The organism is Streptomyces sp. NPDC090025 (assembly GCF_044748125.1).
GTDB lineage: Bacteria > Actinomycetota > Actinomycetes > Streptomycetales > Streptomycetaceae > Streptomyces.
The window spans coordinates 664,030-685,527 of sequence record NZ_JBIVFL010000002.1 but is presented as its reverse complement, the minus strand read 5'-3'; the positions used below and the strand labels follow the sequence as shown (position 1 = coordinate 685,527).

Annotated in this window: 16 protein-coding genes and 2 pseudogenes; 7 read left to right on the top strand and 11 right to left on the bottom strand. The window is 73.4% G+C overall.

Annotated features, from left to right (window positions below; genetic code table 11):
• Positions 1-14: 14 nt before the first annotated feature.
• Both ACIPXM_RS08980 and ACIPXM_RS08975 read left to right on the top strand, forming a co-directional pair.
• Positions 15-803, top strand: coding sequence for a TIGR04222 domain-containing membrane protein (locus tag ACIPXM_RS08980; protein ID WP_401653498.1), 789 nt, complete (start codon positions 15-17; stop codon positions 801-803).
• A 180-nt stretch (positions 804-983) separates the two neighbouring features.
• A pseudogene (locus ACIPXM_RS08975) lies at positions 984-1,523 on the top strand (GNAT family N-acetyltransferase); the annotation flags it as partial.
• Between the two features lie 169 nt (positions 1,524-1,692).
• On the opposite strand, the gene ACIPXM_RS08970 reads toward ACIPXM_RS08975, so the two are convergent.
• The gene (locus tag ACIPXM_RS08970; RefSeq protein WP_401653496.1) at positions 1,693-3,360 is read right to left on the bottom strand and encodes an AMP-binding protein; all 1,668 of its coding nucleotides are present in this window, start codon (positions 3,358-3,360) and stop codon (positions 1,693-1,695) included.
• Positions 3,357-5,243 carry an AMP-binding protein gene (locus tag ACIPXM_RS08965; protein ID WP_401653494.1) on the bottom strand — a complete coding sequence of 629 codons (1,887 nt, stop codon included), beginning with the start codon at positions 5,241-5,243 and terminating at the stop codon, positions 3,357-3,359. The genes ACIPXM_RS08970 and ACIPXM_RS08965 overlap by 4 nt, the downstream gene beginning before the upstream one ends.
• Before the next feature lie 120 nt (positions 5,244-5,363).
• Here ACIPXM_RS08965 and ACIPXM_RS08960 point away from each other — a divergent pair, with 120 nt between their 5' ends.
• Positions 5,364-6,200 carry a LuxR C-terminal-related transcriptional regulator gene (locus ACIPXM_RS08960; RefSeq protein WP_401653493.1) on the top strand — a complete coding sequence of 279 codons (837 nt, stop codon included), beginning with the start codon at positions 5,364-5,366 and terminating at the stop codon, positions 6,198-6,200.
• 33 nt (positions 6,201-6,233) lie between these two features.
• Here the strand turns inward: ACIPXM_RS08960 and ACIPXM_RS08955 are convergent, their stop codons facing one another.
• The gene (locus ACIPXM_RS08955; protein WP_401653491.1) at positions 6,234-7,352 is read right to left on the bottom strand and encodes a winged helix DNA-binding domain-containing protein; all 1,119 of its coding nucleotides are present in this window, start codon (positions 7,350-7,352) and stop codon (positions 6,234-6,236) included.
• Positions 7,353-7,559: 207 nt separating this feature from the next.
• On the opposite strand from ACIPXM_RS08955, the gene ACIPXM_RS08950 reads away from it, so the two are divergent.
• Positions 7,560-8,726: a magnesium and cobalt transport protein CorA gene (locus ACIPXM_RS08950; protein WP_401653489.1), complete on the top strand. Its 1,167-nt coding sequence runs from the start codon at positions 7,560-7,562 to the stop codon at positions 8,724-8,726.
• Between the two features lie 13 nt (positions 8,727-8,739).
• Here the strand turns inward: ACIPXM_RS08950 and ACIPXM_RS08945 are convergent, their stop codons facing one another.
• Both ACIPXM_RS08945 and ACIPXM_RS08940 read right to left on the bottom strand, forming a co-directional pair.
• Positions 8,740-9,522, bottom strand: coding sequence for a class I SAM-dependent methyltransferase (locus ACIPXM_RS08945; protein ID WP_401653487.1), 783 nt, complete (start codon positions 9,520-9,522; stop codon positions 8,740-8,742).
• A 183-nt stretch (positions 9,523-9,705) separates the two neighbouring features.
• Positions 9,706-10,914, bottom strand: coding sequence for a methyltransferase domain-containing protein (locus ACIPXM_RS08940; RefSeq protein ID WP_401653485.1), 1,209 nt, complete (start codon positions 10,912-10,914; stop codon positions 9,706-9,708).
• Positions 10,915-11,584: 670 nt separating this feature from the next.
• On the opposite strand from ACIPXM_RS08940, the gene ACIPXM_RS08935 reads away from it, so the two are divergent.
• From ACIPXM_RS08935 to ACIPXM_RS08925, 3 genes and pseudogenes are all read left to right on the top strand, one after another.
• Entirely contained in the window at positions 11,585-12,004 is a 420-nt protein-coding gene (locus ACIPXM_RS08935) for a molybdopterin-binding protein (protein WP_401653484.1), read from the top strand.
• Positions 12,005-12,169: 165 nt separating this feature from the next.
• Positions 12,170-12,667, top strand: a pseudogene (locus ACIPXM_RS08930) (molybdopterin molybdenumtransferase MoeA); the annotation flags it as partial.
• Positions 12,668-12,687: 20 nt separating this feature from the next.
• The gene (locus ACIPXM_RS08925; protein WP_401653701.1) at positions 12,688-13,332 is read left to right on the top strand and encodes a molybdopterin-binding protein; all 645 of its coding nucleotides are present in this window, start codon (positions 12,688-12,690) and stop codon (positions 13,330-13,332) included.
• Positions 13,333-13,459: 127 nt separating this feature from the next.
• Here the strand turns inward: ACIPXM_RS08925 and ACIPXM_RS08920 are convergent, their stop codons facing one another.
• The 6 genes from ACIPXM_RS08920 to ACIPXM_RS08895 form a co-directional block, all read right to left on the bottom strand.
• A complete protein-coding gene (locus tag ACIPXM_RS08920) occupies positions 13,460-15,433 on the bottom strand; it encodes an ABC transporter permease (RefSeq protein ID WP_401653482.1) in 1,974 nt (657 codons plus the stop codon).
• A gap of 122 nt (positions 15,434-15,555) precedes the next feature.
• Complete coding sequence (gene modA / locus ACIPXM_RS08915) at positions 15,556-16,374, bottom strand: molybdate ABC transporter substrate-binding protein (RefSeq protein ID WP_401653479.1); 819 nt, start codon at positions 16,372-16,374, stop codon at positions 15,556-15,558.
• 91 nt (positions 16,375-16,465) lie between these two features.
• The gene (locus tag ACIPXM_RS08910) at positions 16,466-16,855 is read right to left on the bottom strand and encodes a molybdopterin-binding protein (RefSeq protein WP_401653477.1); all 390 of its coding nucleotides are present in this window, start codon (positions 16,853-16,855) and stop codon (positions 16,466-16,468) included.
• Between the two features lie 142 nt (positions 16,856-16,997).
• Positions 16,998-17,498, bottom strand: a complete 501-nt coding sequence (locus ACIPXM_RS08905) for a molybdopterin-dependent oxidoreductase (protein WP_401653475.1) — start codon at positions 17,496-17,498, stop codon at positions 16,998-17,000.
• 203 nt (positions 17,499-17,701) lie between these two features.
• Entirely contained in the window at positions 17,702-20,494 is a 2,793-nt protein-coding gene (locus tag ACIPXM_RS08900) for a molybdopterin-dependent oxidoreductase (RefSeq protein ID WP_401653474.1), read from the bottom strand.
• Complete coding sequence (locus ACIPXM_RS08895) at positions 20,491-21,405, bottom strand: FAD binding domain-containing protein (protein ID WP_401653472.1); 915 nt, start codon at positions 21,403-21,405, stop codon at positions 20,491-20,493. Before ACIPXM_RS08895 ends, ACIPXM_RS08900 begins: the two co-directional genes overlap by 4 nt.
• Positions 21,406-21,498: the final 93 nt, after the last annotated feature.

Genomic DNA, 21,498 nt, shown 5'->3' with positions numbered 1-21,498 from the left:
CGGGGGTGGGCATCATGCCAACGGGGATGTGGTGGTTCCTCGCGGCCTCGGCCGCTCAACTCGGCTGTGCGGCCGTGCTGTTGCGCGCGCGCAGCCCGGAGCGTCCGGAGCTGGCGCCGCAGGAACTGGCCCTGCTGCGCGGGGGTTCGCGGGCGGCCGTGGTGGTGGCGCTCGTGGCGCTCCACCAGCGGGGCGCGGTGGCGGCGGGCCGCCGGGGGACGATTCGCGCCAACGGGGGCGCCGGGCGCACCCGTGATCCGCTGCAGCTCGGTGTGCACCGCTCGCTCCAGCGGGCCCTGACGCTGCGGCTGCTCGCCGGCCGGCCCAAGGCCCGGCAGGCGCTCGACGCGCTGCGTACGGAGCTGGCCCTGACGGGTCTGCTGCGGCCACCGGGACGGCTGCGCGCCGCCCGGACGCTCCTTGCCTGCGTACCGCTGACGGTGGGCGCGGGCCTCCTGGCGACCGGCGCGTCGGGCGGTGCCCTGGCCCTCGCGGGCGTCCCGGTCCTCGCCGCCGCCGCACTCCTCTGCGTGCCCCCGACCACCCGGGCCGCCCACCGCCTCCTCACCACCCTCCGCGCCCGCCACCCGCTCCCCGCCCACCGCCACCTGGTCACCGACCCGCGTGACGTCCTGCTCTACATCGCCCTGTACGGCGACCCCGCGCTCACCCTGTTCGTGCCGCACTTCTCCCGGGACGGCGGCCTGCTGGGACGCCACGGGTCGGCGGAGGACGGGTACGCGGCGGGGCGGAGCGTCTCGGACAGCCCCGGCTTCGGCTGTTCGGGGGCGGCGCCGGACTGACGCCGGACCGAAGGGGGCGGCGGCGCCGGGGGGGGCGCCCGGCCTCCGTCCGGCACGGCCAGGCCCCACCCACGGCCGGCCGGTCGGCCGGCCGTCGGCAACCGGCCAACCCGGCCGCCCGGCGGCACCCGCCGTCCGCCCCGGGCCGCGCTCGCGCCGCCCGCCGCGTCATACTGGCGTATGCGCATCCGAGTGGCCGCACCGGCCGAACTCCCCCTGCTCCAGGACATCGAACGCGCCGCGGGCGAGGCATTCCGACTGCTCGGGATGACGGAGATCGCCGACGACGAGCCCCTTCCGCTGGACGTCCTGGAGAGCTACCGGCAGGCGGGACGCGCCTGGGTGGCGGTGGACGAGCGGGACGAGCAGGACGAGCGAGCCGATCGGGACGGCCGGCCGGTGGCGTACCTCCTGGTCGACCTCGTCGACGGGGCCGCCCACATCGAGCAGGTGTCGGTGCATCCGGACGCCGCCCGGCGGGGCGTCGGGCGGGCGCTGATCAGCCATCTGGCGCGCCGCGCGCGGGCCGAGGGGCTGACGGCGCTGACGTTGACGACCTTCGCCGAGGTGCCCTGGAACGCCCCCTACTACGCCCGGCTCGGCTTCCGCCGCCTCGACGCGGACGACCCCGCGCTGACCGCCGGGCTGCGCGAGATCAGCCGGGCCGAAGCGGCGCACGGACTCGCCGCCTGGCCCCGCGTCTGCATGCGCCTCGACCTGGACCTGGACCTGGACCTGGACCTCGATCTTGGTCTGGGTCTCGAACCGGACCGGGACCTGGGCCTCGCACCGGGCCTGACCGGCACCGAGCCGGAGGCCGCGGACCCGGCGCAGGTCACGGCGCCGGTCCCGGCAGCGGTACCGGCCGCCACGCCCGGTACGGGACGGGTCACCCCACCCCGTACCGCTCCCGCAACTCCACCTTCCGCACCTTCCCGCTGACCGTCATCGGGAACTCCGTGAGGATCTCGACCCGGCGCGGGATCTTGTAGTGCGCGAGCCGGTCGCGGCAGAAGTCGGTGACGTCCGCGAGGGTGGGCGGGTCGGCCGGGTCGCGCGGGATCACACAGGCCAGGATCTCCTCGCCGTAGCGGGCGTCCGGCACGCCCACCACCTGCACGTCGGCGATCTTGGCGTGCCCGTACAGGAACTCCTCGATCTCGCGCGGATAGACGTTCTCGCCGCCCCGGATGATCATGTCCTTGATCCGGCCGACGATCTGCACGTAGCCGTCCTCGCGGAGCACCGCGAGGTCGCCGGTGTGCATCCAGCGGCCCGGGTCGATCGCCTCGGCGGTCTTCGCGGGCTCCTCCCAGTAGCCGAGCATCACGCTGTAGCCGCGGGTGCACAGTTCGCCCGCCGTGCCGCGCGGCACGGTGAGGCCGGTCGCCGGGTCGACGACCTTGACCTCGACGTGCGGCAGCACCCGGCCGACCGTGCCGGTGCGCCGCTCCAGGTCGTCGTCGCGGCGGGTCTGGGTGGAGACCGGTGAGGTCTCCGTCATGCCGTAACAGATCGACACCTCCGCCATGTTCATCTCGGCGACGACCCGCTTCATCACCTCCACCGGGCACGGCGAGCCCGCCATGATGCCGGTGCGGAGGGTGGACAGGTCGTACGTGGCGAAGTCCGGCAGGTTGAGCTCGGCGATGAACATCGTCGGCACCCCGTAGAGCGAGGTGCAGCGCTCCTCCTGGACCGCGCGCAGGGTCGCGGCCGGGTCGAAGGAGGCGGCCGGGATCACGATGCAGGCGCCGTGCGAGGTGGCGGCGAGGTTGCCCATCACCATGCCGAAGCAGTGGTAGAAGGGCACCGGCACACAGATCCGGTCCTGCTCGGTGTAGGCGATCATCTCGCCCACGAAATAACCGTTGTTGAGGATGTTGTGGTGGGAGAGCGTGGCCCCCTTCGGGAAGCCCGTGGTGCCCGAGGTGTACTGGATGTTGACCGGCTCGTCGCAGGAGAGTTCCGGGCGTCCGACGCCCCCCGCGCCCTGCGGAGCCGTACGGGCGAGGAGCTGCTCCCAGCCGGGGTCGCCGAAGTAGACGGTCTCCCGCAACTGCGGGCAGGACGGCGCCACTTGCTCGACCATCGCCCGGTAGTCGCTGGTCTTGTGGCGCAGCGAGGCGAACAGCAGCGAGATCCCGGCCTGTCGGAGCACGTACTCCAACTCGTGGGCGCGGTAGGCCGGGTTGATGTTCACCATGATGGCGCCGATGCGCGCGGTGGCGTACTGCACGAGCACCCACTCGGCGCAGTTGACCGCCCAGATGCCGACCCGGTCGCCCTTGGTGATCCCGCTGCCGAGCAGCGCGTCCGCCAGCCGGTCGACGTCGGCGCCGAATCGCGCGTACGTCCAGCGTCGTCCGGTCGGCACGTCGACCAGGGCCTCGCGTTCGGGCCAGGCGGCGACGGCGCGGTCGAGGTTGGCCCCGATGGTGTCGCCGAGCAGCGGGGTGCCGGACACGCCGTGCGCGTACGAGGGCCGGGCGGCCAGGGTCGGGGCGGGGGTGGCGGTCGGGATCGGGCTCGGGGTCGGGGTGGGGACGGGGGTCATGTGAGGTCGCCTTCCGTGTACTCGGTGCCGGTGTCGCCCGCGGCGGTCAGCTTGCGCAGTTCCACCCGGCGGATCTTGCCGGAGACGGTCTTCGGCAGGTCGGCGAACTCGATCCGGCGGATCCGCTTGTACGGTGCCAGCACCTCGCGCGAGTGGGCGAAGAGCGCCTTCGCGGTGTCGGGCCCCGGCTCCCAGCCCGCCGCGAGCACCACGTACGCCTTCGGCACGGCGAGCCGCAGCGGGTCGGGCGCCGGGACGACGGCCGCCTCCGCCACCGCCTCGTGCTCCAGGAGCGCGCTCTCCAGCTCGAACGGACTGATCTTGTAGTCACTGGCCTTGAACACGTCGTCGGCCCGGCCGACGTACGTGATGTAGCCGTCGGCGTCGCGCGCGCCGATGTCGCCGGTGCGGTAGTAGCCGCCCGCCATCGCCTCGGCCGTACGCTCCGGGTCGCCGTGGTAGCCGGTCATCAGCCCCACCGGGGCACCCGACCGGCCACCGGTGAGGTCGAGGCAGATCTCGCCCTCGTCGACGTCGGGAGTGCCGCTCACCGGGTCGACCAGGGTCACCCGGAAGCCGGGGCTCGGCCGCCCCATCGAGCCTTCCTTGAGGCGCTGACCAGGACTGTTGGAGACCTGCACGGCGGTCTCGGTCTGTCCGAAGCCGTCCCGGATGGTGACGCCCCAGGCGCGCCGGACGCTCTCGATCACCTCGGGGTTCAGCGGTTCACCGGCCGCGACGACCTCCCGGGGCGGGGTGCGGAGCTGCCCGAGGTCGGCCTGGATCAGCATCCGCCACACGGTGGGCGGGGCGCAGAAGCTGGTCACGCCGTGCCGGTCCATCTCGGCCATCAGCCGGGCCGGGTCGAAGCGCGTGTAGTTGTGGATGAAGACGGTGGCCTCGGCGTTCCACGGCGCGAAGAGGTTGGACCAGGCGTGCTTGGCCCAGCCGGGCGAGGAGATGTTGAGGTGCACGTCGCCGGGCTTGAGGCCGATCCAGTACATGGTGGCCAGGTGGCCGATGGGGTACGAGGTGTGGGTGTGCTCGACGAGCTTGGGGCGGGCTGTGGTGCCGGAGGTGAAGTAGAGCATCAGCGGCTCGTCGGCGCGGGTGACGTCGAGGGGCCGGAACACCGGGGACGCGTGATCGGCGTCGCCGTAGGAGAGCCAGTCGCCGCCGGAGCCCTCACCCGAGCCCTCAGCCGAGCCCTCAGCGGAATCTTCGCCGGAGCCCGCTCCGGAGCCTTCGCCGACCTGGATGCCGATGTAGTCGCCGGGGACCTCGTCGAACTTGGCGACGTCCTCGGCGCGCGCGATCACGTACCGCGCGCGGCCGCGCTCGACGCGGTCGCGCAGGTCGGCGGGGCCGAGGAGGGGGGTGGCGGGGATGACGACGGCGCGCAGCTTCATCGCGGCGAGCATGGTCTCCCACAGCTCGACCTGGTTGCCGAGCATGACGATGATCCGGTCGCCGGGCCGGACGCCCCAGGAGAGCAGCCAGTTGGCGACCAGGTCGGAGCGGGCGGACATCTCGGCGAAGCTGACCTTCGCCTCGGTGCCGTCCTCCTCGACGATGTGCAGCGCGGTCCTGTCGTTGCCGGCCGCGATGACGTCGAACCATTCCAGGGCCCAGTTGAACTGCTCGGGGCGGGGCCAGCTGAAGCCCGCGTACGCCGTGTCGTAGTCCTCGCGGTGCGCGAGCAGGAAGTCACGGGCGGCCCGGAAGCGCGCGGTGGCCTCGGTGGCGCCGGGCGGGTCGATCGTCTCGTGCACCGGATACCCCGCGTCCTCGGGCTCCCCCGACTCCCCCGGCTCTCCCGACTCCGCCGATTCCGCCGATTCGGCCAGTTCCTCCGACGGCTCCGACGCGCTCGTTTCGGTCATGCGTCCTCGTCTCCCTGACTCTCCTCGTTGCGGGACCGGTCCCGGACATCGTGTAATCGGTGACCCAGGTCTCACCACCCCCGTTCGGGGGGAGACCCCGCGCGGCGAGGTGGAGGAACGGTGCCCGAGCACGTCGAGTCGCACCCTGCGGCGCCGCCTACCGGGGCGGCTCCGGAGGCGCTGAGCGAAGCGCTGGTGCGGCTGCGGCGGGGTACCGGGCTGCCGGTGGTCTTCGGCGGGCTGCTCCCGGCGGACGGCGGAGAGCTGCGCATCGCGGAGCTGAACGGGACGGTGACGGTGGCACTCAGCGGGTTGACGGTGTCCCGCGGATCCGGTCTCGGCGGCAAGTGCCTCGCCCTGTCCCGCCCGTGCGCGGTCACCGACTACCCGTCCGCCCGGCACATCACCCACGAGTACGACGGCGCGGTGACGGCCGAGGGGCTGCGCTCGGTGATCGCGGTCCCGGTGGTGGTCCGACGGCAGGTGCGCGGGGTGCTGTACGGGGCGCTGCGCGACGCCCTGCCGATCGGCGAGCGGGTCTTCGACGCGGCGGCGGCCGCCGCGCGGGACGTCGAGCAGGCCCTGGCCGTACGCGACGAGGCGCACCGGCTCGTGTCCGAGCGGGAGGAACTGCGGCGCGCGTACGGGGAGTTGCGCGAGCTGGCACCCCGGGTGCCGGACCCGGAGCTGCGGGCCAGGCTGCTCGCGGTGTGCGGGCGGCTCGAGTCGGCCGCGGGCGCGGGGGCGACCCGTACCCCTCGGGTGGCGCTCACCCCGCGCGAGACGGACGTGCTCGCGGCGGTGGCGTCGGGGGCGACGAACGCGGTGGTGGCGGGGCGGCTCGGGCTGCGCCCGGAGACGGTGAAGGGCTATCTGCGCTCGGCGATGCGCAAGCTCGGCGCGCACACCCGTCTGGAGGCGGTGGTGGCGGCGCGCCGGGCGGGCGCGCTGCTCTGAACCGGGGCGGCGCGTGTTCGGTCCGTCGTGTGTTCAGTCCGTCGCGCGGAAGCCGATGTCGTACGGGAGTCCCGGCCGTCCGAGCAGGCGCAGCGTGCGGTCGGCCTCGGCGGTGAGCTCGGTGCGCTGGGCGCGGGTGAGCCGGCCGAAGGGTTCGAGGGTGACGGTGGTGCGGTCCTTGGCCTCGTCGAGCCACCAGAGCCCGGCGACGAAGCCGTCGACGAGGAAGACCCGGTGGGACTGGTTGACGGTCCAGGTGCGGGCGCGGTGCTCGGCGGAGACGACCCGGGTGCGGTCGGCGTGGGAGAGGAGCAGGTTGTCGAACTCGGGCAGCAGGCGCGGCGGCGCGGGCGTGTCCTCGGCGGGGCGGGGTGCGTCGGGGAGGTCGAAGAGCTCGGTGTCGTGCTCGTCGCGGAAGACGAGGAGCTGGGGGCGGAGCCGCTCGAAAGCGGCCTTGAGCCGGGTCAGGCCGCACCAGGACTGCATGTCCTTGACCGACGCGGGGCCGAAGGCGGCGAGGTAGCGCAGGACGGTGGCGTCGAGGTCGGCGGCCATCGCCTCGGGGGCGTCGTCGGCGTACCCGAACCACCGGACGGCCGAGGTCAGGGCCACCTGGCCGCTGCGTCCCCACAGGCCGCGCGGGGTGGCCTGGACCATGGGCAGGAGGCAGCGGGCGGCGATGGTGAGGGCCAGCGGGTCGGCGTCGGGCCACGTCTGGAGCAGTCGCTCGCGCAGTGCCTTGGGGGGCTGGGGCGCCTCGGCGACGAGGTCGGCGGTGAGCGCGGTGAGCTGGTCGAGGTCGACGCCGGTCAGGCCCTTCCGGAACATGCTCAGCTCGCGGTCGAGGGCGCCGTGCTGGACGAGCCGGCGCAGGGAGACGGCGTCCGCGGCGGTGTGGGTGTGCACGGTGGAGCGGAGCGAGGCGAGCCGGCCGACCTTGCGGGACGCCATGAGGGCGGAGAGGTCGTCGGGGGTGAAGCCGTCGAGCCGGGCGGCGAGGGCGTAGTACGGGGGCTTGGTGTTCTGCGCCTGGAGGCCGACGAGGTGGTGGACGGCCTGCTCGGCGGTGAGGGCGGCGGGGCGCAGCAGGAGCTGGCGGTCGAGGGTGGCGCGGTTGAGGGCGCGGGTGGTGAGGAGCGGGGCGGTGGGCATGGGGCCAGGGTAGTGAGGGTTGCGGACAGGTTGTGTCCGCAATACGGGCCCGCGCCTCGGGTCCGGCCCCCGGCGCCGCCGAGGGTGCCCGCCCGGGGTGCGCCGGACGCCCCGATCGTCCGAAAACGTATCCTTCGAGGACGACGCGTACGAACACGGCATGGGTGCACTCCCGCCCCCACCGCCCCAGCCGGAGGAGACCGACCGATGTCCGACCGCCGCCCGCGCCCCACCTGGCGCCGCGCCCAGGGGCACCCGGCCGCCGCCTCGTCGTCCGCTCCGCCCGCCGGACCGCCCTCGGGTCCCGATGCCGGGCCGGCCGCCGGGTCGGGCGCGGCGGGCGGCGCGCCGCGCCCGAGCGTGGTGCAGGCGACGCTGTACCGGGACGGCAGGCGGGTCTCCTCCCCGGCGACGCTCGCGGAAACCTTCCGCCAGCTGCGCGAGCACCCCGACGGCATGGCCTGGATCGGCCTGCACCGCCCGACGGAGTCCGAACTCCACTCGCTCGCCGCCGAGTTCGACCTCCACGAGCTCGCGGTCGAGGACGCGATGGAGGCCCATCAGCGGCCGAAGCTGGAGCGGTACGGCGAGACCCTGTTCGTGGTCCTGCGTGCGGCCCGCTATCTGGACGCCCAGGAGGAGGTCGACTTCGGCGAGCTCCATGTCTTCGTGGGCCCGGACTTCGTCATCACGGTCCGCCACGGCGCGGCCCCCGACCTCTCGGCGGTCCGCCGCCGCATGGAACAGGACCCGGACCTGCTCCGGCTGGGCCCGGAGGCGGTCCTGTACGCGATCCTGGACGCGGTCGTCGACGGCTACGCGCCGGTGGTCGCGGGCGTCCAGAACGACATCGACGAGATCGAGACCGAGGTCTTCAGCGGCGACCCCGCGGTGTCCCGCCGCATCTACGAACTCTCCCGCGAAATGGTCGAGTTCCAGCGCGCCACCCGCCCTCTGGTCGGCATGCTCCACGGCCTCATGGCGGGCTTCGCCAAGTACGGCACCGACGAGGAACTCCAGCGCTACCTCCGCGACGTGGCGGACCACGTCACCCACACCAGCGAACGCGTCGACGGCTTCCGCCAGGCCCTGACGGAGATCCTCACGGTCAACGGCACCCTGGTCACCCAGCAACAGAACGCGGAGATGCGGGCGTTGGCGGAGGCGGGCTTCGAACAGAACGAGGAGATCAAGAAGATCTCCTCGTGGGCGGCCATCCTCTTCGCCCCGACCCTGGTCGGCACGATCTACGGCATGAACTTCGACAACATGCCGGAGCTGCACTGGGCGGGCGGGTATCCGTTCGCGGTGCTGCTGATGGCGGTGGTGTGTGTGAGCCTGTACCTGGTGTTCAAGAAGAAGGACTGGCTGTAGGCCCCCGCCCGTTTCAGCCCGCCGGGGCGCCGCGGACGACGACGAGCGAGCCCTCGTAGGTCGGTCGGGTGCGCAGGTGGCCGAAGCGTTCGTCCCAGGCGCCCGAGGCGAGGTCGCGGCGGAGGGTGCGGTCGAAGTGTTCCCGGGTGGCGTCGTCGACGAAGCTCCAGGCGGAGCACGCCTGTCGGGCGGCCGGGTCGAGGAGCAGTTCGGGGCGGCCGTAGTACGCCTCGTTGAAGCCGTCGGTGCAGTCGAAGGGGATCGGAACGGCCTCGACCTGGACGGTGCCGCCCAGCGCGTCCGCGATCTCGTCGAGGGGCGGGTAGCGGAGGGCCTCGGTGTCGAGCACGGCGGGAGCGTACTCGTACAGCCAGAAGTCGCGGACGGCGGTGGGATCGCAGGTGAGGATCACCACGGGCCCGCTGGTCACGCGGCGCATCTCCCGCAGACCAGCCTCGACGTCGCTCCACTGGTGGACGCTGAACAGGGTCATCGAGGCGTCGAAGGAGCCGTCGGCGAAGGGGAGGTTCTCCGCGACGGCGTCGACGGCCGGCTGGAGTCCGTCGGGGCGCTGGGCCCGCATGGAGGCCGACGGTTCGACGGCGGTCACCGCGCCGCCGACGTTCTCGTACGACCCGGCGCCGGCGCCGACGTTGAGGACGGTCCGGCTGTCCCCCAGAGCTCTGGCGATGAAGCGGGCGATGCGTCCGTCCGGGCGGCGGTAGGCGGAGTAGCCGGAGCCGATGGTGCCGTAGTCGACGTCGCCGGCGCTGCCGTCGTGGGTACGTGTCGTCATCTGTCTGACCTCGCCTCGTGAGCAGGAACGGCACATACGGGTACGTCCGCCACGTCACCCGTATCGACATATTGCATCTGCAAGAGGGAACGCACAATGGCCCTCCTGAATACCTGGACTATTAGCCGTTCAGATACGCATCCGTGGTTTGGAGGTGTCGACGGCGGAAGGGTGCGGCGCGCGTCATCCGGACAGCCTGGCGCGGGCCAGGAAGTGGCCTGCGGCGTCCTCGTACTCGTCCAGCCGCCAGCCCGCCGCCGCCAGCGCGGGGCGGAGGTTGTCCTCGGCGAGCAGGTCGCCGGGATCGAGGGGACGGCCGTGGCGGGCCGCCCGCTCGGCCCGGCCCGAAGGATGGAACAGCAGCAGGACCGCTCCGGGGGCTCCGACGCGAGCCCATTCGACGAGGGCGGCGCCCGGGGCGGGAAGGTGGTCGAGGAGACCCGCCGAGAAGATCCCGCGCACCGAACGCCCCGGCAGGGGCAGGCGGTTGCAGTCGGCGGCCAGCAACAGCCCGTGGTTCCCCCGCCCGTACCTGGCGGCCGAGGCCAGCATGGCCTGGGTGACGTCGATGCCCAGCACCCGCCCTCCGGGTCCCGCCTGCTCGCTCAGCGCGGGCATCGCACGTCCCGTCCCGCAGCCGAGGTCCAGCAGGAGGCCGCCCGGCGCCACCCGCATCCGCGCCACCGCGGCGGCGTACGCGGGGTTCTGATGGGCGAAGCGCTCTTCCCAGGCATCGGCGCGGCCGGTGAAGAACGCGCGGGTGGCGGTGTGTTCGGCGCGGGCCGCCACCAGGGCGGCGAACCGGCGCAGGAGCGCTTCGCCCCAGGGGCCGAGTCGCGTCGGGGTGAGGAACCTGATGCCCCAGGCGCTGCTCCCCAGGCGGAACGCCTGGGGAGCGGAGCCGGTGCACGTGGCCAGCGCGACGGCGCCGGGCGGGCCCGCGAAGCCGGTGAAGGAGTCGGCCGCGGGACCGAACGCGGGAAGCGGACCGCTGCCCGCGAGGAGCGGGTCGCGGTCGGCCGACGTGGTGAGCGTGACGGGGCCTCGGGCGGGCGAGACGCCCAGACCCTTCCCCGTTCCCGTTTCCGTTCCGGTTTCCGTTCCCGCCCCCGTTCCGGTTCCGTGGCCGGACGGGTCGGCGAGGCGGGCCGCGCCCGGGCCGAGGGCGAGGACGGGGACGTCCGCCGCCAGTGCGGCACGCAGCAGGGCGCCTTCTCCCGCGGCCGGTGACGTCGGCGCGGACAGCACGATCACTCCGTCGACTCCGTCGAGGCCGGTCACGGGCGGCGCGCCGGCCTCGCTGTGCCGGACGGCCAGACCCGCCGCGGCGAGGACGTCGTCCACCCCCCGCGAGTCCGCCACCGCCGGGTCCCGCACCACGACCACCGCCATCGCCGTCTCCTCGCGTTCGAGCCACCTCGCATGTCATCGATGGCATCCGTGGCAAGAATGCGACTTTCAGCACGCATGTGCCAGAGGGTGCATGTGCGGCCGCCCTCGGGGGCCGGTCCGGACATCTCAGCCCGGGGGCCGCAAAGGGCCCCTGCGCGCAACACACCGCGATCAGCGCGCAGGGCCCTTCCGGCCGACCGGCCGAACACGGCGAGAGCCACTCATCCGCCTCGGCACCGGCAGGAGCCAGTCAAGCAGTCCCCGACGTCCGGACGCGATTGGATCCAGGCACAGAAAACGACCTTCCCGCGAGGGGTCGTTACAGTGGATCATCCAAGAGGTGGAGAGGCCGAATCGGGGCACATCTGCCAGGTGAGTGCGGGATGGCATCTCGCTGATGCTGTCAGCTGACACCGTCCCGGGAGAACGGAGACGGAAGGAGCGCGAGATCCCCCTCCCCTGCCCTTCCAGACCCTCCCCATCCCCGCCCGGCGGCGCGACTCTCGGCGGTTCGACGCCCGACCCGTGCTGAACGCGAGCCCCTCGCGTCCGTTCGGCTGGTGGATGAGACGTGGGTCGCCTCGTGTGATTCCCGTTCCGGTAGCGTCGAAAGGGACGAAGCAGGTCACAGAGGTGACACTGCGCTTTCCGGCTATGTGAGGCGTGTTCCATGCCCCTGTCCATCCGTAACCAGCTCCCCGGCACCGTCACCTCTGTCACCACCGGTGAGGCCATGGCCTCGGTGAAGGTGCGCCTGGCCGGTGGCCAGGACATCACCGCCGCCATCACCGCCGACGCCGTCAAGGACCTGGGCCTCGCCGAGGGTTCCGCGGTCAAGGCCCTCGTGAAGTCCACCGAGGTCGCCCTCGCGACCGGTCCGGTCTCGGGTCTTTCCATCCGCAACCAGCTCCCCGGCTCCGTCACCGAGGTCGCCACCGGCGGCGCCATGGGCTCCGTGAAGGTCACCGTCGAGGGCGGCGAGCTCACCGCCGCGATCACCAAGGACGCCGTCGAGGACCTCGGCCTGGCCGCCGGCTCCTCCGTCGTCGCGCTGATCAAGTCCACGGAGATCTCCCTCTCCGCCGTCTGACCGGCGCACGCGCGGTGCGGGCCGTGCTCCCGGACGGGGGCGCGGCCCGCACGTACAACGGGGAGACCCGCTCACGGCAGGTCCGCCCGGACCGTGAGCCGATCGGCGCGCCGGGGACACGTGACCGGCCTCGATCCGAAACACCGGCGGCGGAGCGTGGGGACCATGCCGCCTCCGCCCGCCTCCGCAGTGACCGGACCGTCCCCCGCCGTGCCGGGCGCGCCACCGCATCCGCACCCGGTCCCCTGGCCCGAGGCCCGGATGCGCGCCCACCGCGCCGCGCACACCGTGCCCCCACGCCGTACACCCCTGTGTGACGCCACCGGACTCACGCTCGCCGCCGACCTCCTCGCGCTGCTCCCGCACCCCGCCTTCGACACCGCCGCCATGGACGGGTACGCCGTGTCCGGAGCTCCGCCCTGGCGCGTCCGGGGGACGGCGCGCGCGGGTGCCGCGTGGCCGGGTGTCCTCGGTCCCGGCGAGTGCGTGCGCATCTCCACGGGCGCCGTCCTGCCGGTCGGCGCGGACGCGGTCGTACCGCTCGAAGTCGCGACGGACGCCGACGGCCGGGTGTCCGCCGCCGCGCCGCCCGAGGGGCGGCACATCCGGCGGACCGGCGAGGACGCGGCGCCCGGTGACCGGCTGGCTCCGGCCGGGACGCGCGTCGGGCCCGCGTCGCCGCACTGGTCACCGGCGACGAACTGGAGCACTCGGGCATCCCACGACCCGGCAGGGTCCGGGACGCCCTTGGACCGCTCCTCCCCGGCCTCATCGCCGAACTCGGCGGCGACACGGTCGCGTTGGAGCAGGTGCCCGACCGTCCCCGGGGCGGTCTCGCCCGTGCGGTCCGCGGCCACGACGGGGCCGATGTCGTCGTGGTCACCGGCTCCACCTCGGTCGGCGTCACCGACCAACTGCGGGGCCTCCTCGCGGACTCCGGGGCCCGGATGGTCGTCGACACGGTCGCCTGCCGACCCGGTCACCCGATGCTGCTCGCCGAACTCCCCGTACGCCGCTGGGTGGTGGGGCTGCCGGGCAACCCGTACGCGGCCCTGGTCGCCGCCCTGACCCTGCTCGGTCCGCTCCTCACCGGACTGGCCGGCGGCGCGCTCCCCCGGCTGCCGCGCCTGCCCGTGCACGGCGCGGCGAAGGCCGCACCCGGCCGCACCCGCCTGGTGCCGGTCGCCTGGACGGACGACGGCTGCCGGATCGCCCCGGGACATCGCGCCGCGTTCCTGCGCGGCGCGGCCGTCGCGGACGCACTGGCCGCGATCGGGCCCGACTGGCACGACGGTGGGCTCGCGCCGGTGCTGCTGCCGCGAGCATGAACCTCGTGCCCCGGGGATGACCTCGTGCGCCGGGGATGATGTCGTGCGCCGGGGATGGCCTCGTGCGCCGGGTTCGGGACGGCGGCACGGTCGGCGGGGGCGGCGGGATCGGCGGGGATCCCGGGGGTCAGCGGGTGACGATCGTCGTCTCGGTGGCCTTGACGCTGGTCCAGACGGACACGCCGTCGGCGAGGCCGAGTTCGGCGGCGGCCTGCGGGGTGATCTCGGCGACGAGGTCGGGGGCCTCGGCGGAGGTGACCAGGACGCGCAGGCGGCTGCCGCTGGTGGTGATCTCGCGTACGGTGCCGGGCCAGACGTTACGGGGGCTGCCCGCGGGCCTCTCCCGGTGCAGGGAGACCGCCTCGGGGGCGACGATCGCCAGTGCCGGGGTACCGGGCTCCGGATGTTCGGCCGCGACGAGGGTGCCGCCGCCGTCGAGCGCGAGGCCGTCGGCGGTCGCGGTGCCGGACCAGGCGTTGCGCCCCAGCATCCGGGCCACCCAGGGGGAACGCGGATGGCGGGTGACCTCGGCGGGGGTGGCGTCCTGGAGGGCGCGGCCGTCCTGCAGGACGAGGACGCGGTCGGCGAGCGAGACCGCCTCCACCGGGTCGTGGGTGACGATCAGACAGACGCCGCCGAATCCGGCGAGGTGGGTGCGCAGGGTGTGGCGCACCTGCGCCCGGGTGGTCTGGTCGAGCGCGGCGAGCGGTTCGTCGAGGACGAGGAGCCGGGGGCGGGCGGCGAGTGCGCGGGCGAGGGCCACGCGCTGGGCCTGGCCGCCGGAGAGCTGGCCTGGGCGCCGGTGGGCGAGGTGTCCGACGCCGAGCCGGTCGAGCCAGCCCTGTGCCTCGCGGCGGGCCTCGGCGCGGGCGACGCCCTGGGCGCGGAGCCCGTACGCGGTGTTGGCGAGCGCCGAAAGGTGCGGGAAGAGGGCGCCGTCCTGCGGGACCCAGGCGACGCGGCGGCGGTGCGGGGGCAGGGCGGTGACGTCGGTGTCGCCGAGCCGGAGGTCGGCGTGGGCCCGGGGGGTGAGGCCGAGCAGGGCGCGCAGCAGGGTCGTCTTCCCTGCCCCGTTGGGGCCGACGACGGCGATCGTGGTGCCGGGTTCGGCGGTCAGGTCGAGCTCGGTGAATCCGGTGACCTCGGCCCGCAGCGACCAGCGTTCGCCGGGCGGCGCGACGGGCGGGGCGACGGGCGGGGCGGTCTGGGCCGTCTGGGCCGCCTGAGGCGATGGCTCCTCGGCCTTCGGGTCCTCGGCGTCCGGCACAGGTGCGGACGTGGCGCGGTCGCGTCCGCTCGGGGTGCCGGTCCACCGTCCGCGCAGGGCGATGAGCACGCCCATCGCGATGGCGAGCAGCAGCAGGGAGACGGACGTCGCCGCCTCCGGCTCGTCCTGGAGCAGCAGATAGACCTGGAGCGGCAGGGTCTGGGTGGTGCCGGGCAGGTTCCCGGCGAAGGTGATGGTGGCGCCGAACTCGCCGAGCGCCCGCGCCCAGGTGAGCGCCGCTCCGGCGAGGACGCCGGGCACCACCATGGGCAGGGTGACGGTGAAGAAGACCCGGACCGGTGAGGCGCCGAGCGAGGCCGCCGTCTCCTCGTACCGGGGCCGCAGGCCGCCGAGCGCGCCCTCCAGGCTGATGATCAGGAACGGCATGGCGACGAAGGTGGCCGCGAGGACGGCGCCCGAGGTGTGGAACGGCAGCGTGATGCCGAAGGTGGACTCCAGCCAGGGGCCGAGGAGGCCGCGGCGGCCGAAGGCGAGGAGCAGGGCGACGCCGCCGACGGTGGGCGGCAGGACCATGGGCAGCAGGACGAGCGAGCGGACGAACGTCTTGCCGGGGAAGGAGACCCGCGCGAGCAGCCAGGCGAGCGGGACGCCGAGGAGCAGCGAGAGGCCGAGCGCCCAGAAGGAGACGAGGAGCGACAGCTTCAGCGCCTGGACGGTGCCGGGCGAGCGGAGGTGGTCGGCGAGTTCGCCCCACTCGGTGCGGACGAGGATGCCGACCAGCGGGAGGGCCAGGAAGGCCACCGCCACGAGCGCGGGCAGAGCCAGGGCGAGGGGCGGGCGCGCGCCCGGCTTTCGTACGCCTGCTCGTTTCATCGAAGATCCCGGAGAGGTGAGGGCATGAAGCCGAGGGGCTGCCCGCTCCCCCCGAAGCGGGCAGCCCCTCGCGGTCTACGCGACCTTGGCGGTCACGGCCGCGGTCTACGCGACCCTGACGGTCACGGCTTCTGGAAGCCGGCGTCCTGGAGGATCTTCTGGCCCTCGGGCGAGGACAGCCAGGTCACGAACGCGGTGGCGGCTTCGGCGTTCTTGGAGTCCTTCAGGGTGGCGGCCGGGTACTGCGCGATCGCGTTCTGCGCGTCGGGGATCTCGACGGCGTCGACCTTGTCGGCGGCGCTCGCGGCGTCCGTCTTGTAGACGAGACCGGCGTCGGCCTCGCCGAGCTCGACCTTGCTGAGCACGGCACGCACGTTGGGCTCCTGGGAGACCGGCTTGACCGTGATGCCCTGCTTGTCGAGGATCTGCTTGCTGTACTTGCCGGCGGGCACCTCGGGCGCGGCCAGGACGACCTTCAGCTTGGTGTCGGCCAGGTCCTTCAGGTCGTCGACCTTGAAGGGGTTGCCCTCGCCGGTGGCGATGACGAGCCGGTTCTTCGCGATGATCGCGGGGGTGCTGGTGTCGGCCTTCACCTTGTCCATGCTCTTGGTGTCGGCGGTGACCAGGACGTCGGCGGGCGAGCCCTGCGAGACCTGGGCGACGAGCTCCTGCGAGCCGGCGAACGAGAAGGTGACCTTCGTGCCGGGGTGGGCCTTCTCGTAGGCGGCGCCGGCCGTCTTGAAGACGTCGGTGAGCGAGGCGGCGGCGAGGACCGTCAGGTTCGCCTGCGGCGCGGTGCTCGCGCTCGCGGACCCGGAGGGGGTGGAACCCGCGGTGTCCTTCTTCGTGTCGTCGCCGGACGAGCAGGCCGCGAGCGGGACGAGCAGGGCCGCGGTGAGCACGGCGGCGGCGGTACGACGTCTGGTGAAGGCGGGGGACATGGGGATCGGAACTCCTTGAAGAGGAAAGGAAGACGAGGAGAGGCGGGCCGCGCCCACGGCCGGGTGGTGGTGCGTACTGCGTGAGGGGTGGTCAGGTGCGGTCGATGTGCACGCTGGTCGACTTCACGCGGGCGGTGGCCTGCATGCCGACTTCCAGTCCCAGTTCCTCCACGGCCTCACGGGTGAGGAGCGAGACGAGCCGGTGCGGACCGGCCTGGATCGTGACCTGGGCCGCGATGTCGCCGAGCTTGATGCCGGTGACGATCCCGGGGAACGCGTTGCGCGCCGAGGTGTACGACGCGTCGTCGTCGTCGCTCTGCGCGATCTCCACGGAGAACGCCGCCAGCGACTTGCCGTCGATCACGCGCCGACCGCTCTCGTCGCGGTGGGTCGCGACCCGGCCCGCGTCGGCCCAGCGCCGCGCCGTGTCCGGGCTGACGCCCAGCAGACGGGCGGCCTGCCCGATGGTGTAGGACTGCATGTGCGACACCGTAGGGCGGTTTCGATCTCAGTTGCAACATTGTCGTGGAACCCTCCATCGCGAATGAGAGGTCGCTGGTAGAAAGCCACGAGAGGGGCACCGGGAGGGCACCGGGAGGGCACCGGACGGGCGGCCCGCGGTCTCACGCCTCGGACGGGAACCGTCCGTCGGGCTCGTGGCGGCCGATCCAGACCCTCGTGACGCCGCTGACGTAGCGCGCTCCGCACCGGTCGGAGGGGACCACCAGCTGGGTGCCGGCCGCGTCCAGGTCCACGCCGTCCAGCCGGGTGGCCAGCAGGACCGGCGCGTTGCCGAAGTCCACGTCGATCTCCGCCCAGGACAGCACGGCGTGATGCCCGTCGGTGCCGTTCACCACGACCAGGAAGCGGGACCGCTCCTTGCGGCGCGCGGGGTCGAAGGCCGGACCCGCCGCGGCGGCGACCTCGCGCAGCAGCGGGCCCTCGAAGACATGGCGCTGCGGTCCGGCGGTGGCGCAGTCGAAGACGACCTCGGCCCGGTGCCGGGTCCAGCCCGCGTGCAGGTCCGCGACGGTCAGGGTGGTGGGCGTGGCGACGTCCCCCCAGACGACGAACGCGCCTGGCCGGACCACGGTCGTCCCCGATGCGGAGCTGAGCAGGCTCATCGTCGGTCTCCTTCGGGCCGCTGGACGCCCGGAGCGGCGGCCGAGCCCACTGATACCCGCCCGCCGGGCGCGGAAATCGTCGATGCGACCCAGAACCCTCCTTCCTGCTCGTGATGGTGAGGTTGCTACGAGATCAGTGCTCACATTCTCCGGTCCCATGCCCCAACGGTCCCATGCCCCAACGGTCCTATGCGCCAACGGTCCTATGCCCCAACGGTCCGTGGCTGCCGGGCCGCCCGGTCGAGGGCGAGCCACACCCGGTCGCGGGTGACGGGCAGTTCGGTGAACCGGATGCCGGTGGCGTCCCGCAGCGCGTTGGCGAAGGCGGGGGCGACGGGGTTGAAGGGGCTCTCGCTCATCGACTTGGCGCCGAGCGGGCCGATCGCGTCGGACGTCTCGGTGAAGTGGACCTCGGTGCGCGGCACGTCGGCGTACTGGGGAAGGCGGTAGCGGCGGAAGGCCGCCGTGGTGACCTCGCCGCGCTCGTCGGTCCGGACGGTCTCGAAGAGGGTGGCGCCGAGGGCCTGGGCCACCCCGCCCTCGACCTGGCCGCGGCACTGCATCGGGTTCATGACCTTGCCCGCGTCGGCCGAGTGGACGCTGCGCAGGATCCGGATCTCGCCCGATCCGGGGTCCACGGCGACCCGGAACCACTGCGCGTTGAACGCGACCGAGCGCGGTGAGCCGCCCCAGTGCCCGTCGGCCGCCAGTTCCTCGGCGGCGCCGAGCGCGTGCCCCGCCTCGTACAGCTCCTTGAGGGTGACGAGCCGCCCCGCGCAGTCGACGGACTCGGCGCCGAGCACGCACAGGTGCCGGGCCACGCCGCTGTGCCGGGCGGCGAGCGTGCGGAGGCGTTCCGCGAGGGAGGTGGCGGCGAGCAGCACCGCCTTGCCCGCGACGACGGTGCCGGCGGAGCCGAACGCGCCGGTGTCGTGGCGGACGACGTCGGTGTCGGACTGGCGGACGGTGAGGCGGTCCTCGGTGGTGTTCAGGGCGCCCGCGGTGATCTGTTTGTGGACGGTGGTGGTGCCGTTGCCGAACTCGGCGGTGCCGACGGCGATGTCGTACGTCCCGTCGGACAGCAGGGAGACGCGGGCGTCGGCGTAGTGCCCGCCGGGCGGTCCGGTGGCGATCATGGCCATGCCGGTGCCCTGTCCGACCAGCCAGCCGTCCGGCGCGTCCTCGGCGCTGCGGTCGTCGGCGAGCGCGCTCCGGACGACGGCGAGGCACTGGCCGAGCCCGTAGGAGGCGATGAACAGGTCCTCCTCCTCGCCGATCGGGCTGTGCATGCCCTCGCCGGGCCCGATGATGTTCTTCTCCCGCAGGACCAGGGGGTCCATGCCGAGCAGTCGGGCGAGCTCGTCCATGGCGGACTCGACGGCGAAGGTGACCTGGCCGAGGCCGTAGCCGCGGAACGCGCCCGCCGGGACGACGTTGGTGTAGACGGAGTAGGCGTCGACCTTCTTGTGCGGGGCGCGGTAGACGGCGAAGGACTCGCCGACGCTGTGGAACATCACGGCCGGGCCGTGGTTGCCGTACGCGCCGGTGTTGGCCACCACCCGCATCCGCACGGCGGTCAGCGTGCCGTCCCGGCGCGCGCCGACCTTGATGCCGATGGTGAACGGGTGCCGGGTGGTGGCGCCGTGGAACTGCTCGGCGCGGGTGTACTCCAGCTTCACCGGCCGTCGCAGCTTCAGCGCGGCGAGGGTGACGATGTCCTCGGTGAGCATCTCCTGCTTGCCGCCGAAGCCGCCGCCGACCCGGCCCGCGACCACCCGTACCTCGTCCTCCGGCAGGCCGTACAGGGCGCACAGCGCCCGCCGGGTCAGGAACGGCGTCTGGGTGGAGGAGCGCACGGTGAGGCGTTCGCCGGTGCCGTCCTCCTTCGGTTCGAAGTACGCGACGCAGCCGTGGGTCTCCAGGCTCGCGTGCTGCACCCGCTGGGTGCGGAAGGTCTCCTCGTACACGACGTCCGCCTCGGCGAAGCCGTCCTCGACCGAACCGATCTCGCCGTGCACCTCGCCCGCCACGTTGTTCTCGACCCGGGCGATCCGCACCTCCGGCCCCTTGCCCGCGTGGATGACGGGGGCGCCCGGGAGCATCGCCTCCTCCGGGTCGGTGACGTACGGGAGTTGCTCGTACGTCACCTCGATCCGGCGGCAGCCCTCCTCGGCGGCCTGCTCGCTGTCGGCGACGACGGCCGCGACCCGCTGTCCGACGTAGCGGACCACGTCGTCCAGGACCCGGGTGTCGTCGGGGTCCTCGGTCGGGTGCTCGTGCCGGGCCGAGGAGTAGAGCGTCGCCGGTGCGTCCTCGTGGGTCAGTACGGCGACGACCCCCGGCACCCGCAGCGCGTCCGCCGTGTCGATCGCGAGGATCCGGGCGTGCGGGTGCGGGGAGCGGAGCAGCTTCATGTGGAGGAGGTCAGGGACCTCGACGTCGAAGGTGTAGCGGGCGGTGCCGGTGACGACCTGCGGCCCGGCGGGCGCGGCGACGTTGCGGCCCACCGCCTTCCCGGCGCACGGCCGTTCGACGTGCTTGACGTCCCGGACGGAGTCCTCGATCGCCCGGTAGCCGGTGCACCGGCAGATGTTGCCCTTGAACGCCCGGGGCAGATCGTCCAGCTTGCCGTCGTCGTGCTCGGTGCCCCGCTCCGCCTCCAGGGCGGCCGTCGTCATCAGGAACCCGGCCGTGCACATCCCGCACTGGTAGCCCTGCGCGTCCAGGAACTTCCGCTGTACGGGGTGGAGTTCACCGTCCGGCGAGGCCAGACCCTCCACCGTGGTGACCGCCCGGCCCTCGGCCCGTACGGCCGGATAGACACAGCTGTGCACGGGCGCGCCGTCCACGTGCACCGTGCACGCGCCGCAGTCCCCGGCGTCGCAGCCCTTCTTCACGCCGAACCAGCCGCGCTCGCGCAGATAGGTGCGCAGGCACTGCCCGGGGCGCGGCTCGGTGTCGAAGGGGCGGCCGTTGACCTGGATGCCGAAGCTCATCGGGTGCCTTCCCGGGTGCGGTCGGGGATGCGGTCGGAGGTGCCGTCGGGGGCGCCGTCGGGGATGCGGTCGGGGGTGGGGTCGGAGATGCCGTCGGGGGTGGTCAGTTCGCGGCGGACCTCCTCGGCCAGGCGCAGGCCCATGTGCCGCCGCCACTCGGGGAGTCCGTGGATGTCGTCGAACCAGTCGGCGTCCGCGACCGCCGCCCCGATCGCCCGCCGCAGCCCCGCGGCGGTCGGCGGCAGCGGGAACCACAGCCGGAACGGCCGTACGGTCGCCGCGCTGATCGTCACCGCGAGCGAGCCGTCCACCGGGTCGAGCGCTCCGATGACGAGCGCCCCGGACCGCCCCAGGCCGTACAGCGATGCCTGCCGGAACGCCGTACGGCACTCCAGCGCCCGCGCGGGCAGCGTCACCGACCGCAGCAGTTCGCCCTCGGCGAGGTCCTTGATCCCGGCGCCCCGGATGAAGTCGGCGACCTTCACTTCCCGTGTCGTGCCGTCCTGGGCCAGCAGGAGGCAGCTGCCGTCGAGCGCGGCGGTGAGGGAGATCATCGGCCCGGCCGGGAGGCCGTTGCACAGGTTCCCGCCGACGGTCGCCATGTTCCAGATCTTGAAGGAGGCGAGGAAGGCCCGGCAGCACTGCTCGAACAGCGGGGCCGCGGGGGTGTCGAGGAAGCGCCGTCCGAACCGGGACAGCTGGGTGATCGTGCAGGTCGCGGCGATCTCCAGGGAGCCGTCCTGGTGCCGGGTCAGCGGCTCCCAGCCCATCCGGCCGAGATCGACCAGTCGGCGCAGGTGCGGCTGTGGTTCGGAGAAGAGGTACGTGCCGCCGCCGAGCCAGGCGTCGCCCGGCCGCCAGGGCTCCCGCAGCCGCCCGTCCCGCACGTCCGCGATCGTGTTCAGATCCATGCCGCCACTGCCTCCCGACCGGTGTGTTCAGGCCAGTGAAGCCCGGTGGAGACCTTCGGCACGACTGGACGGGAACCCGGAAAACGTCCATCG

Bases quoted from the DNA above. Each gene is read 5' to 3' on its own strand.
- ACIPXM_RS08980 (WP_401653498.1), top strand. From the start codon at position 15: ATGCCAACGGGGATGTGGTGGTTCCTCGCGGCCTCGGCCGCTCAACTC.
- ACIPXM_RS08970 (WP_401653496.1), bottom strand. From the start codon at position 3,360: ATGACCCCCGTCCCCACCCCGACCCCGAGCCCGATCCCGACCGCCACC.
- ACIPXM_RS08965 (WP_401653494.1), bottom strand. From the start codon at position 5,243: ATGACCGAAACGAGCGCGTCGGAGCCGTCGGAGGAACTGGCCGAATCG.
- ACIPXM_RS08955 (WP_401653491.1), bottom strand. From the start codon at position 7,352: ATGCCCACCGCCCCGCTCCTCACCACCCGCGCCCTCAACCGCGCCACC.
- ACIPXM_RS08950 (WP_401653489.1), top strand. From the start codon at position 7,560: ATGTCCGACCGCCGCCCGCGCCCCACCTGGCGCCGCGCCCAGGGGCAC.
- ACIPXM_RS08945 (WP_401653487.1), bottom strand. From the start codon at position 9,522: ATGACGACACGTACCCACGACGGCAGCGCCGGCGACGTCGACTACGGC.
- ACIPXM_RS08940 (WP_401653485.1), bottom strand. From the start codon at position 10,914: ATGGCGGTGGTCGTGGTGCGGGACCCGGCGGTGGCGGACTCGCGGGGG.
- ACIPXM_RS08935 (WP_401653484.1), top strand. From the start codon at position 11,585: ATGCCCCTGTCCATCCGTAACCAGCTCCCCGGCACCGTCACCTCTGTC.
- ACIPXM_RS08920 (WP_401653482.1), bottom strand. From the start codon at position 15,433: ATGAAACGAGCAGGCGTACGAAAGCCGGGCGCGCGCCCGCCCCTCGCC.
- modA (WP_401653479.1), bottom strand. From the start codon at position 16,374: ATGTCCCCCGCCTTCACCAGACGTCGTACCGCCGCCGCCGTGCTCACC.
- ACIPXM_RS08910 (WP_401653477.1), bottom strand. From the start codon at position 16,855: ATGCAGTCCTACACCATCGGGCAGGCCGCCCGTCTGCTGGGCGTCAGC.
- ACIPXM_RS08905 (WP_401653475.1), bottom strand. From the start codon at position 17,498: ATGAGCCTGCTCAGCTCCGCATCGGGGACGACCGTGGTCCGGCCAGGC.
- ACIPXM_RS08900 (WP_401653474.1), bottom strand. From the start codon at position 20,494: ATGAGCTTCGGCATCCAGGTCAACGGCCGCCCCTTCGACACCGAGCCG.
- ACIPXM_RS08895 (WP_401653472.1), bottom strand. From the start codon at position 21,405: ATGGATCTGAACACGATCGCGGACGTGCGGGACGGGCGGCTGCGGGAG.